The organism is Nocardioides sp. GCM10027114 (assembly GCF_042659625.1).
Taxonomy (GTDB): domain Bacteria; phylum Actinomycetota; class Actinomycetes; order Propionibacteriales; family Nocardioidaceae; genus Nocardioides.
On record NZ_JBHSSS010000025.1, the window covers coordinates 151,215 to 163,130 of the forward strand.

The 11,916-nt window shown below is 72.5% G+C and carries 11 protein-coding genes and 1 tRNA gene; 10 read left to right on the forward strand and 2 right to left on the reverse strand.

All coding sequences use genetic code 11. The features are described from left to right. The first annotated feature begins 42 nt into the window (after window positions 1-42). The 4 genes from ACFP2E_RS13875 to ACFP2E_RS13890 all read left to right on the forward strand — a co-directional run bounded on the left by ACFP2E_RS13875 (window position 43) and on the right by ACFP2E_RS13890 (window position 4,284). The gene (locus ACFP2E_RS13875) at window positions 43-1,425 is read left to right on the forward strand and encodes a DUF222 domain-containing protein (RefSeq protein WP_378524074.1); all 1,383 of its coding nucleotides are present in this window, start codon (window positions 43-45) and stop codon (window positions 1,423-1,425) included. A gap of 212 nt (window positions 1,426-1,637) precedes the next feature. Continuing rightward, window positions 1,638-1,719: transfer RNA gene (locus ACFP2E_RS13880), tRNA-Gln, on the forward strand. A 53-nt stretch (window positions 1,720-1,772) separates the two neighbouring features. After that, the gene (glmU, locus tag ACFP2E_RS13885; RefSeq protein ID WP_378524075.1) at window positions 1,773-3,269 is read left to right on the forward strand and encodes a bifunctional UDP-N-acetylglucosamine diphosphorylase/glucosamine-1-phosphate N-acetyltransferase GlmU; all 1,497 of its coding nucleotides are present in this window, start codon (window positions 1,773-1,775) and stop codon (window positions 3,267-3,269) included. Between the two features lie 43 nt (window positions 3,270-3,312). Beyond that, the gene (locus tag ACFP2E_RS13890; RefSeq protein WP_378524183.1) at window positions 3,313-4,284 is read left to right on the forward strand and encodes a ribose-phosphate diphosphokinase; all 972 of its coding nucleotides are present in this window, start codon (window positions 3,313-3,315) and stop codon (window positions 4,282-4,284) included. A 206-nt stretch (window positions 4,285-4,490) separates the two neighbouring features. Here the strand turns inward: ACFP2E_RS13890 and pepN are convergent, their stop codons facing one another. Next, window positions 4,491-6,911: an aminopeptidase N gene (pepN, locus tag ACFP2E_RS13895; RefSeq protein WP_378524076.1), complete on the reverse strand. Its 2,421-nt coding sequence runs from the start codon at window positions 6,909-6,911 to the stop codon at window positions 4,491-4,493. A 222-nt stretch (window positions 6,912-7,133) separates the two neighbouring features. Here pepN and ACFP2E_RS13900 point away from each other — a divergent pair, with 222 nt between their 5' ends. The 4 genes from ACFP2E_RS13900 (at window position 7,134) to ACFP2E_RS13915 (ending at window position 9,575) form a co-directional block, all read left to right on the forward strand. Beyond that, window positions 7,134-7,805 (forward strand): 50S ribosomal protein L25/general stress protein Ctc, encoded by a 672-nt coding sequence (locus ACFP2E_RS13900; RefSeq protein WP_378524077.1) that lies wholly within the window; start codon window positions 7,134-7,136, stop codon window positions 7,803-7,805. A gap of 83 nt (window positions 7,806-7,888) precedes the next feature. After that, complete coding sequence (gene pth / locus ACFP2E_RS13905; protein ID WP_378524078.1) at window positions 7,889-8,488, forward strand: aminoacyl-tRNA hydrolase; 600 nt, start codon at window positions 7,889-7,891, stop codon at window positions 8,486-8,488. Next, the gene (locus ACFP2E_RS13910; protein WP_378524079.1) at window positions 8,485-8,769 is read left to right on the forward strand and encodes an HAD-IA family hydrolase; all 285 of its coding nucleotides are present in this window, start codon (window positions 8,485-8,487) and stop codon (window positions 8,767-8,769) included. Before pth ends, ACFP2E_RS13910 begins: the two co-directional genes overlap by 4 nt. A gap of 26 nt (window positions 8,770-8,795) precedes the next feature. After that, window positions 8,796-9,575, forward strand: a complete 780-nt coding sequence (locus ACFP2E_RS13915) for a 3'(2'),5'-bisphosphate nucleotidase CysQ (RefSeq protein WP_378524080.1) — start codon at window positions 8,796-8,798, stop codon at window positions 9,573-9,575. 61 nt (window positions 9,576-9,636) lie between these two features. On the opposite strand, the gene ACFP2E_RS13920 is transcribed toward ACFP2E_RS13915, so the two are convergent. After that, window positions 9,637-10,764, reverse strand: a complete 1,128-nt coding sequence (locus tag ACFP2E_RS13920; RefSeq protein WP_378524081.1) for an LCP family protein — start codon at window positions 10,762-10,764, stop codon at window positions 9,637-9,639. A gap of 189 nt (window positions 10,765-10,953) precedes the next feature. Here ACFP2E_RS13920 and ACFP2E_RS13925 point away from each other — a divergent pair, with 189 nt between their 5' ends. Both ACFP2E_RS13925 and ACFP2E_RS13930 read left to right on the forward strand, forming a co-directional pair. Further along, entirely contained in the window at window positions 10,954-11,409 is a 456-nt protein-coding gene (locus tag ACFP2E_RS13925; protein ID WP_378524082.1) for a UDP-N-acetylglucosamine--LPS N-acetylglucosamine transferase, read from the forward strand. Then, window positions 11,406-11,912 carry a glycosyltransferase gene (locus ACFP2E_RS13930; RefSeq protein WP_378524083.1) on the forward strand — a complete coding sequence of 169 codons (507 nt, stop codon included), beginning with the start codon at window positions 11,406-11,408 and terminating at the stop codon, window positions 11,910-11,912. The genes ACFP2E_RS13925 and ACFP2E_RS13930 overlap by 4 nt, the downstream gene beginning before the upstream one ends. Window positions 11,913-11,916 lie beyond the last annotated feature (4 nt).

Below are 11,916 nucleotides of genomic sequence, written 5' to 3' on the forward strand. Positions count from 1 at the left end.
TTTCGGGCCGGGACTGTCGGTGGTCGCTGCTTGAGTGGACCCATGACAGCGACCACAATCTCCACCTCTGCGGGCGACAGTCCCGTCGAGGTGCTGGCCTTCGCCCGGGACCGCCGACAGGCAGCCCAGGTGGCGGAGGCCGAGCTGCTGGTCGCGGCTGTCGAGTGGGCGGTCCAGCACCCCGCCGAGTCGCTGGTCGAAGCGGCGGGGTTCGAGCTCGACGGGTCCGAGACCGCGGTCCCGATCGCCGGCGAGGGCACCCCGCTGATCACCGAGTTCTGCGTCGCCGAGTGGGCCGCGTCGCTGGGGATGTCCACGGAGGCCGGGAAGGCGTTCCTGGGTGAGGCGGTCGAGCTGCGCTACCGGCTCCCGCGGCTGTGGCGTCGGGTGGTTGCCGGGGACCTGCCGGCCTGGCGGGCCCGGCACATCGCGCGCCACACCATCGCCCTCAACCCCGCCGCGGCGCAGTTCGTGGACCGTCACGTCGCCCACGTGGCCCACAAGATCGGGCCCACCAAGATCAAGGACCTCATCGAGGAGGCGATCGCCCGCCACGATCCCGACCTCGCGGCCGAGCGCTTCAAGAACGCGATCGACCACCGGTCCTTCGACATTCACCTCGACTCCGCCACCCTCGACGGCACCGTCGACGTCCACGGCGTCCTCGACGCCGCCGACGCGATGGATCTCGAGCACGCGGTCGCCGACCTCGCTTCGCAGCTGCGGCAGCTCGGGTCCGAGGAGTCGCTGGACGTGCGGCGGTCCAAGGCCGTCGGGGAGCTCGCCCGCGGTGCCCAGACGCTCGACCTCACCGGCGATCTCAGCGAGAAGCAGCCGGGTGAGGAGCCGCGGCGGCTGCACCGCCGTCCCGCCCGCCGCCGCAGGATCAGCCTCGTCATCCACGTGTCCGAGGACGCCGTGGTCGGTACCGGCCCGCTGGGCCGGGTCGAGGGGCTCCGCTGCCCGATCACCAGCGACCAGATCAGGACCTGGCTCGCCGCACCCGACGCGCAGATCGTCGTGAAGCCGGTGGTCGACCCGTCCGGCTGCGCCCCGGTCGGCGCCTACGAGGTGCCCGACCGGCTGGCCGACCTGGTCGACGACCGCGACCACCACTGCGTCTTCCCCTGGTGCACCCGCAAGGCCAAGGCCTGCGACCACGACCACGTCATCCCGCACGGGGAGTCAGGCGGGCCGACGTGTCGCTGCAACCTCGCCGCCCTGTGTCGCAAGCACCACCGGCTCAAGACCCACGGCGGGTGGTCGTACACCCACGTCGACGACGGCGTGTTCCTGTGGCGCAGCCCGCACGGGCACGCCTACCTGCGTGACGAGACCGGAACCCGCGACGTCACCCCCGACCCCGAAGCGTGCCGGCGACGGATCGTCGAGACGCACGGGCGGGTCGACCCGCCCGAGCAGTAGCCGCCCCGCCCCACACCCCGCCAGGCACCACTCGGCGGGGGCACGGGCATGCCAGCAACCCGGCTCAAGGGGTCTCGACGGGCTCGACCGGCGTACCTCACCGCCGTGCGTGGCTCGCGGGGTCTCGACGGGCTCGACCGGCGTACCTCACCGCCGTGGGGATCTCACCGGGTCTCCAGCCCCCGACGGGCGGGCCTAAGGTGGTCCCGCAATCCCCGGTTGGTCTGCCGGCAGGGCCCGCCTGACTTTGAATCAGGACTAGCGACGTAGGTTCGACTCCTACCCGGGGAGCCAGGCGTCCTCCTGTCCGGGTGCACCGGGCAGGCCCCGATCTGTGAGGAGCCCACGTGCCCGAGAACCTGACGGTCGTCGTCCTCGCCGCCGGCGGCGGCACCCGCATGAAGTCCAAGACGATGAAGGTGCTGCACCCGCTGTGCGGCCGCAGCATGGTCGGGCACGTCCTCCACGCGGTGGCGGAGCTCGAGCCCGGCCACGTCGTCGCCGTGGTCGGCCACCAGCGCGAGCAGGTCGGCCCGCACCTCCAGGAGCTCATGCCCGACGCCGTGCTGGCCGTCCAGGAGACCCAGGAGGGCACCGGCCACGCGGTGCGCGTCGCGATGGAGGCCCTGCAGCAGCAGGGCCGCGTCTTGGGCACCGTGCTGGTGGCCTACGGCGACACCCCGCTGCTGACGGGGGAGAGTCTGCGCGAGTTCGCGCACGAGCACGAAGCCGCCCAGAGCGCGGTGACCATCCTCAGCGGCAGGGTCGAGGACCCGTTCGGCTACGGCCGCGTCGTCCGCAACGCAGAGGGTGACGTCGAGGCGATCGTCGAGGAGAAGGACGCCACCGCCGAGCAGCGCGAGATCAACGAGATCAACTCCGGCATCCTCGCCTTCGACGCCGACTTCCTCGCCGACGCGCTCGGCAAGATCTCGAATGACAACGCGAAGGGCGAGTACTACCTGACCGACGCGGTGAAGATCGCCCGCGACGCGGGCCTGGCCGTGGGCGCGTTCGTGCTCGACGACGTCCGCCAGACCGAGGGCGCCAACGACCGCGCCCAGCTCGCCGAGCTCGGCCGCGAGCTCAACCGGCGCATCCTGCACCGCTGGATGAAGGAGGGCGTCACCGTCGTCGACCCGGCGACCACCTGGGTCGACGCCGACGTGGTGCTGGCCCGCGACGTGACGATCCTCCCCGGCACGCAGCTGCTGGGCGCGACGGTCGTCGCCGAGGACGCCGTCGTCGGCCCCGACACCACCCTCAAGGACTGTGAGGTCGGCCGCGGCGCGAGCGTGGTCCGAACCCATGGGGAGCTCGCCGTCATCGGCGACGATGCGACGGTGGGCCCGTTCTCCTACCTGCGCCCGGGCACCCGCCTCGGCGCCCGCGGCAAGATCGGCACCTTCGTCGAGACCAAGAACTCCGAGATCGGCGAGGGCGCCAAGGTGCCGCACCTGTCGTACGTCGGCGACGCGGAGATCGGCGAGGGCACCAACATCGGCGCCGGCACGATCTTCGCCAACTACGACGGCGTGCAGAAGCACCGCACCACCGTGGGCCGGCACGCCAGGACCGGCTCCAACAACACCTTCATCGCCCCGGTCAGCATCGGCGACGGGGCCGGCACCGCCGGCGGGACCGTCGTACGCCGTGACGTGCCGCCGGGCGCGCTCGCGGTGTCCAGCTCCCCGCAGCGCAACCTCGAGGGGTGGGCCCAGCGCAAGCGCGCCGGCACCCCGCAGGCCGAGGCGGCCGCGGCGGCAACGGAGGATGAACGAGACGTGACCCACGACTCCCGCGGGGGAGTTGGGCACGACGGCGCCGGTGAGGAACAATCCTGAACATCCCCTCCCCGCGACCGAGGAGCACGACGACGTGACCGGAATGAAGCGGACCACCGAGAAGAACCTCATGGTCTTCAGCGGCCGGGCGCACCCCGGACTGGCCGAGGAGGTCGCCGAGCAGCTCGGCACCGGGCTGGTCCCGACCTCGGCCTACGAGTTCGCCAACAGCGAGATCTACGTCCGGTTCGAGGAGTCGGTCCGTGGGTGCGACGCCTTCGTGATCCAGAGCCACACGGCTCCGATCAACGAGTGGATCATGGAGCACCTCATCATGGTCGACGCGCTCAAGCGCGCGTCCGCCAAGCGGATCACCGTGGTCGTGCCCTTCTACGGCTACGCCCGCCAGGACAAGAAGCACCGCGGCCGCGAGCCGATCTCGGCGCGGCTGATGGCCGACCTGTTCAAGACCGCCGGCGCCGACCGGCTCATCGCGGTCGACCTGCACACCTCGCAGATCCAGGGCTTCTTCGACGGACCGGTCGACCACCTGATGGCCCTTCCGATCCTCGCCGAGCACGTCAAGGAGAAGTACGGCAACGAGCAGCTCGCCGTCGTCTCCCCGGACGCCGGGCGGATCAAGGTCGCCGAGCAGTGGTCGAGCCGTCTCGGTGGCGCGCCGCTGGCCTTCATCCACAAGACCCGCGACATCGACCGTCCCAACGAGATGGTCGCCAACCGCGTCGTCGGTAAGGTCGAGGGCCGCATCTGCGTCCTCGTCGACGACATGATCGACACCGGCGGCACCATCGTGAAGGCCGCCGAGGCGCTCATGGCCGACGGTGCCGCGGGCGTGGTCATCGCCGCCACCCACGCGATCCTCTCCGACCCCGCCGTCGACCGGCTGAAGAACTCCCCGGCCGCCGAGGTCATCGTCACCAACACGCTGCCGATCCCGAGCGAGCGGCAGTTCGACAAGCTGACGGTGCTCTCGATCGCCCCGCTCATCAGCCGCGCGATCCGCGAGGTCTTCGAGGACGGGTCCGTCACCTCCATGTTCGACGGCCACGCCTGACCAGGCCCGCCATGCGGGCGCCTCGCGGCGTTGTCCTCGCTCGACGTGCGCTCCGCCCCCAAGCACGCCTTCGCTCGTCCGCCTTGCGAGGCGCTCCGCCTGACGACCCTGGCTCCGGCTGAGGGAGGCTCCGCCTTGCCGACGCACGCCCCGAAGGACGCTGATCCGGGGCCCGGAGTCGTGACTCGACGGTCAGAACTACCGACTCAACGTCGCTGGGGGCGGCGGAGCTCGTCGAGCTGGTCCTCCCAGTGCCGCCGGAGCACGGTCGGCACGTCGCCGGCCAGCGCCTTGTCGGCGGCCTCGAGGTCGTCCTCGGTGAGCGGCACGGCTGGGAACGACCGGCCCACCACCTGCGAGAACGCCTGGCCGCGGGCGCGCGCGACGCCCGGTGACTCGGCGAGGTAGCGGCCGACGTACGGCGCGACCAGCGCGGCCTGCTCGGGGTCCCAGAAGCCCGTCGCGAGCGCGACGTACATCCGGTTCGAGACCTGCGGGTCGTCGTACATCCGGGCCCATGCGTCCGCCTTCGCGCCGGCGTCGGGGAGGGCGGCGGCCGCGGTGGCCGCGCCGAGCTCGCCCAGCACGGTGCCGTCGGCCTCGCGCTCCTGCTCGATCTCGTCACGGCTGAGGTCGCCGAGCGACGCCAGCCGGCGCAGCGCCGCCCAGCGCAGCCGCGGGTCGACGTCGAGGCCGGTGTGGGTGTGGCCGGTCGCGAGCCAGTGCCGCAGCAGCGACGGGTCGGCGGTGGAGGCCGCGAGCGCGCGGGTCAGCGCCACCGCCGGCTCCTCGGCCGGCCCCGACTCCAGTCCGGTCTCGCAGGCGCCGGCCACGAACGCCAGTGCGTCCGTCACCTCGCCGGCCGGGACGAACTGGGGGACGAGCACGTCGAGGGTCCAGGTGAGCACCGACTCGAGGATCCCGACGTGGCTCTCGCGGGGGACGTGGCGGGTGACGAGCCCGAGGAAGTCCTGCGGCGCGAGCTCGCCGCAGCGCACCATGTCGCACGCCGCCTGCCACACCACGGCGCGGGCGCCGTCGTCGGTCAGCGACGCGAGGTCGCGGGCGAGCGCCTCCCACGACTCCTCGTCGAAGCGGACGCGGGCGAACGTCTCGCCGCCGGCGTTCGGAACCAGGACGGCCGCGTTCCCGAGCCGGACCGGCTCGGCCGCGACGTCGACGAAGCCGGTGCCGAACGGCGCCAACGAGTCGTCGTACGACGAGACCCGCACCCGGTGCGGCCGGGAGCCGTCCCGGTGCAGCACCGGCCCGTCCGCGTCCCGCACGACCCGCAGGGTGTCGAAGCCGGTGGTCCGCAGCCACGCGTCGACCCAGCCGCGGACATCGCGGTCGGAGGCGCCGTCGAGCGCGTCGACGAAGTCGTCGAGTGTGGCGTTGCCGAACCGGTGCCGGGTCAGGTGGGCGTTGACGCCGGCCAGGAACGGCTCGTCGCCGAGCCACGTCACCAGCTGGCGCAGCACCGAGTTGCCCTTGGCGTAGGAGATCGAGTCGAAGTTGTTGAACGCGGTGTCGACGTCGACGACATCCTCGGTGACCGCCGCGACCGGGTGCGTCGAGCGGCACTCGTCGGCGACGTAGGCGCCGGCCTTCCGGCCCACGGCGAAGTCGACGAAGGTCCCCTCGAGGCCGCCCGCGTCCTGCGCCACCCGGAAGCCCATGTAGTCGGCGAAGGACTCGTTGAGCCAGGAGTCCTCCCACCAGCGCATCGTCACCAGGTTGCCGAACCACATGTGCGCCATCTCGTGGGCGATGACGATCGCCCGCCGCCGCCGGTCACCCTCGGTGACCCGGCCGACCGGGAGGTACTCGTCGCGGTAGGTCACGCAGCCCGGCGTCTCGAGGGCGCCCCAGTTCTGGCCCGGGACGAACGCCTGGTCGTAGGAGTCGAACGGGTACGGCTCGTCGAACAGCGTCGCGTAGTGGTCGAAGTAGCGCTCCGTCAGGTCCTTCAGCTCCGCGGCGTCGCGGTCGAGCTCGGCGGCCAGCGACCGCCGCGCGTGCCAGCCGAAGGGGAGCGGCCGGCCGTCGGGCCCGGGGTGCTCCCAGCTGACCGAGTGCCACGGCCCGGCGCACACCACGAACAGGTACGTCGAGACGGGCGGCGTGGTGGTGAAGCGCCAGCGCCCGCCGTCGCGCTCGACGGCACGGCCGTTGGCCACCACGGTCCAGCCGGGGTCGGCGACCACCGACAGCGCCAGCGGGGCCTTCAGGTCCGGCTGGTCGAAGCAAGGGAAGACGAAGCGGGCGATGTCCATGCCGCAGTACGCCGACACGTAGGTCTCGCCGTCGGCCGGGTCGGTGAAGGTGTGCATCCCGTCGCCGTCGGTGACGTAGGGGATCCGCGCCTCGACCACGACCTCGTTGCGCTCGGCGAGGTCGGTCAGCGCGATCCGGTCGTCGGCGTACTGCGCGGGGGCGCCGTCGACGGTGACGTCGAGCCCCCGGGCCAGCTCGAGGAAGGTGGCCGCCCCCGGCGTCGCGCATGTGAAGCGCACGGTGGTGCGGCAGCCGAAGGTCTCCCGGTCGGTCAGGTCGAGCTCGATGTCGTAGGAGACGTCGCTGATCAGGGCGGCCCTGGCGCGGGCCTCGGCGAGGGTGAGGGACACGGCGGTCACGGTAGCGCCAGGCGGCCCCGGGCGGATTGGCCCCCGGGGCGCCGCGCGGCTACCATCGTGCAGTTGCCTCGGCGAGGGAACGGCCACCCGCGGGTGGTCCTCCGTGATCGACAGGGCTGGCAGGACCTCTGGTACGCCGCGCTGTCGCGCGGCGTTCGTCGTCTCCGGGGCCCCTGATCACCAGCACAGTCGAAGGTACGAGGAGCAGAAGGCATGTCCGCCGAGAAGATCACCGCCGAGAAGCGCACCGAGTTCGGCAAGGGCGCCGCCCGCCGCATCCGCCGCGCCGACAAGGTCCCCGCCGTCATCTACGGCCACGGCAACGACCCGGTCCACATCACCCTCCCGGGCCACGACACCTGGATGGCCCTCAAGCACGGTGGCGCCAACGCCCTGCTCGAGCTCGAGCTCGACGGCACCACCCAGCTCGCGCTGACCAAGCAGGTCCAGACCGACCCGATCAAGCGCACCCTCGAGCACGTCGACTTCGTCGCCGTGAAGAAGGGCGAGAAGGTCACCGTCGACATCCCGGTCCACCTGGTCGGCGAGGCCGCCAAGGAGACCCTGGTGACCCTCGACTACCCGTCGATCTCCGTCGAGGCCGAGGCCACCCACATCCCCGAGTTCGTCGAGGTCTCGGTCGAGGGCGCCGAGGTCGGCACCCAGATCCACGCCTCCGACATCACCCTCCCGAAGGGCACCACGCTGCTGACCGACGACGAGGTCCTCGTCGTCCACGTCGCCCCGGCGCCCACCGAGGAGGAGGTCGAGGCCGAGCTCGAGGAGCTCGAGGCCGAGGCCGGCATCGAGAAGGACGAGGCGGAGACCGCCGAGGGCGAGGAGTCCGCCGAGGGCGAGTCCGCCGAGGGCGGCTCGGAGGAGTGACCCTCGCCGACTGGTGGCGGCGGCTTCGCGGCCTCGCCACCGGCGGCGACCTTGCAGGACCTTCAGGAGGCCGGGAGCTCCCCATGACCGACAGCACCGCCGACGTGTGGCTGGTGGTCGGGCTGGGGAACCCCGGCCCTTCCTATGCCGGGCACCGCCACAACGTGGGCTACCTCGTCACGGACGCGCTGGCCGAGCGGATGGGCAGCCCGTTCCGCGCCCACAAGTCGGGCCGTGCCGACGTGGTCGAGGGGCGGCTCGCGCCGCCCGGCGCCGCGGCGCCGCGGGTGGTGCTCGCCCGCCCTCGCTGCTACATGAACGAGACGGGCGGCCCGGTCAAGGCGCTGGCCACCTTCTACAAGGTGCCGCCCGCGCGGATCATCGCGATACACGACGAGCTCGACATCGGGTTCGGCACGCTCCGGGTCAAGCTCGGCGGCGGCGACAACGGCCACAACGGGCTGCGCTCGATGCGGTCCTCCCTCGGCACCGGCGACTTCTACCGGGTGCGCGCCGGCATCGGCCGCCCCCCGGGACGCCAGGACGTGGCCGACTTCGTGCTCTCCAACTACTCGGCGGCCGAGCGCAAGGAGCTCCCGTTCCAGGTCATGGACGCCGCCGACGCGGTGGAGTCCCTCATCCAGGACGGACTCGAGAAGACGCAGCAGCGGTTCAACCGGTGAGCGTGCGCGCCCTCCTGGTCGACGAGGTGGGGTACGCCGACCACGTCGACTCGCTGCTCGTGTCCTGCGAGCTCGGCTGCACCAAGGACGACCCGGCGTACTTCCGGAGGGCGGCCGTCGCCCTGGGCCACCCGCCGGCGTCGCTGCTGCTGGTCGACGACTCGCAGGACAACGTCGCCTCCGCCCGGACCGCCGGCCTGCTCGCCGAGCGCTGGGAGATCGGCGACGGCGTGGACCGGCTGCGGGCCCTGCTGGCCGGCCACGGGCTGCTCGCTCCGTGAGGTCGGCGCGACGTTAGGCTGTCGCGGTGACTTTCGAACCCGGAACCCCGCCCGCCGAGGCCGCGCACGACGACCACGTCCTCGCCACCTGGCTCGCCACCGTCGCCGGTGAGCGACTGCTCGAGGTGCGCGGCGAGGGCCTCGAGGGCCGCGAGCTCAAGGACGCCGGCGACCGCGCCGCCCACGAGCTGCTGATGAGCCTGATCGCCGAGTACCGCCCCGACGACTCCGTGCTGTCCGAGGAGGGCAAGGACGACAAGGCACGCCTCGAGGCGTCGCGCGTCTGGATCGTCGACCCGCTCGACGGCACCCGCGAGTTCTCCGAGCCGCCGCGTGACGACTGGGCCGTCCACGTCGCGCTGTGGCAGGACGGCGAGCTGGTGGCCGGCGCCGTTGCGCAGCCCGCGCTCGGCGAGACCTTCAACACCGGCCAGCCGCCCGCGGTGCCGCCGCGGACGTCGGCGCGCCCCCGTATCGCCGTCTCCCGCACCCGCCCACCGGCCTTCGTCGAGGCGCTGGCCGCGGAGATCGACGCCGAGCTGGTCCCGATGGGCTCCGCCGGGGTCAAGGTCATCTCGGTGACCCGCGACGTCACCGACGCCTATGTCCACGCAGGCGGACAGTACGAGTGGGACAACGCCGCGCCCGTCGCCGTCGCCCGGGCCGCGGGCCTCTTCTGCTCCCGCGTCGACGGCTCGGAGCTGGCCTACAACCAGGACGACGTGTCGCTGCCGGACCTCATCGTCTGCCGTCCCGAGCTGGCCGAGCAGATCATCGACTTCGTCAAGCGGCACGGCACCGACTGACCGGCGTCCGCCGGGCAACTGGTGGCAGCTCGCGCTCTTCGGTCGGGCAACTGGTGGCAGCTCAGCGGACGGGGCCGGTCAGGGTGTCCGCACGGGAGGACTTCAGCCACTCGGCGACCCGGTCGTCACGGACGCTCTCCCACAGGGCGGCGTTGCCGGCCCCGTCGAGCCGGACGACGCTCTGGCCGCGCTCGGTGCCGAAGCCGGCGACGGGGGCGGTGAAGAAGTCGATGGAGGACACCCGCAGTGACCGGAGGTCGACGAGCAGGTCCCGCATCTCCTCGATCGACCACCCCGAGTCCACCGTGACGTGGCGGGTCAGCGTGTCGAGCAGGTCGTAGATCCCCTTCGGGTTCAGCGACCGCAGCACCGACACCGACTCGTCGGCGAGGGCGCGCATCACGGCCTGCTGCCGGCGCACCCGGTCGAGGTCGCCGCCGGGCAGGCCGTAGCGCTGCCGGACGTAGAGCAGGGCGAGCGGGCCGTCGAGGGTCTGCCGGCCCTCGACCCAGAGCACGTCGCGAAGCGGGTCCTCGACGGTCTCGGCCACGTCGACCCTGATCCCGCCCACGGTGTCGATGAGTGCCTGGAACCCCATCCAGTCGACGACGGCGAGGTGGTCGATGCGGACGCCGGTCAGCTGCTCCACGGTGTGGACCGCCAGGTCCGGGCCCGCGAGGGAGAAGGCGGCGTTGATCTTCTGCCTGCCGTGACCGGGCACGCTCACCCAGGCGTCGCGGGGTATCGAGATCAGCGATGCTCCCTGCCGGTCGCCGTCGACGTGCAGGATCATGATCGTGTCGGTGCGCTGGGCGCCGGGCACCCACGGCTCCACCTCGGCGGCGGTGCCGGTCGACGGGTCGTCGGACCGCAGGTCGGTGCCCATCAGCAGGATGTTGACGGCCTTCGCAGCGGTTCCCGTGGTGGGTTTCTGGGGCCGGTTCTCCAGCCCGGCGAAGACTCCGTCGACCCGGCTCAGCTGCTGGTCGAGGCGTGACTGGAGCGCCAGCCCCGCTCCCAGGGCGCCCACCCCGAGCAGCAGCACGGTGACCAGGAGGCCGATGAGCAGCCTCCGCCAACGGCGCCACCGCCCTCCCTGCCGCCCCTGGTCGGGACCGGCGCCGCCGCTGCCGGGCGGGTTCGTGGGGCGGTGGCGGAGGACGACGGGAACCTCTCGGACCACACTCATGGCGATCACGATCCGCCGCGTCGTGGACCCTTCAGGGGCACTCCGGGGGCAGATACCACAAAGCGGGGAGGCGTTACCCCAAAACGGGGAAAGGTCTGCCGGCGGGGGCCTCCGGGCAGGTCACCGCCTCCAGTCTGGGGTGCAGACCCGGGCTGTGGCCCCGGCGCGCACCGCAGTGGGAGGCGGTCGATGGACAGGCCGGTGCTGATGGTCAGCACGCAGGGCGGTCACCTGACCCAGCTCCTCGTGCTGGAGTTCTGGTGGCGGGACCGCGAGCGGCTCTGGGTCTGCCCCGACACCCCCGACGTGGCCGACCGGCTGCGCGGCGAGCGCGTCGTCACGTCGTACTCGCCGACGACCCGGCACCTCGGCAACGCGGCGCGCAACCTCGCCCTGGCCGTCAGGGTGCTGCGCCGCGAGCGGCCCGCGCTGGTCGTCAGCGCCGGGGCCGGGGTCGCCGTGCCCTTCTTCGTGGTGGCCCGCATGTTGCGGATCCCGACCGTGTTCATCGAGGTCTACGACCGCGTGGACTCCCCGACGATGACCGGCCGGCTGTGCGGACCGTTCACCACGTGCCGCATCGCGCAGTGGCAGCAGCAGCTCGAGTTCTACCCCGACGCCCGGCTCGTGGGGCCGTTGCTGTGACGCCCAGCGGCCGCCTCGTGATGGTGATGGTCGGCACCGACCACCACCCCTTCGACCGGCTCGTCGCCTGGGCCGACGCGGTCGCGCTCCGCAACCCCGGGCTCCGCGTGGTGGTCCAGCACGGCGCGACCAGAGCGCCGCGCAGGGCGGAGGGTCACGCGTTCCTCCCCATCGAGGAGATCCGGCGGCTGCTCGACGACGCGGACGCCGTCGTCTGCCACGGCGGACCCGGCACGATCATGGACGCCCGGGCGGCCGGCCACGTGCCCCTGTGCGTGCCCCGGGACCCCGCGCTGGGCGAGCACGTCGACGGTCACCAGCAGCGCTTCGCCCCATTGGTCGCCGAGGCAGGCCTCGTCCACCACGTGCTCGACGAGGGGCAGCTCCACGCCCTGCTCGCCGGAGCGCTCGCGGTGCCGGTCCAGCGCCGCACGCTACCCACCAGCGAGGCCACCCTCCGGGCGCGGGAGCGCCTCGCCGCGGAGCTGGATGCGCTGGCCTGAGCGA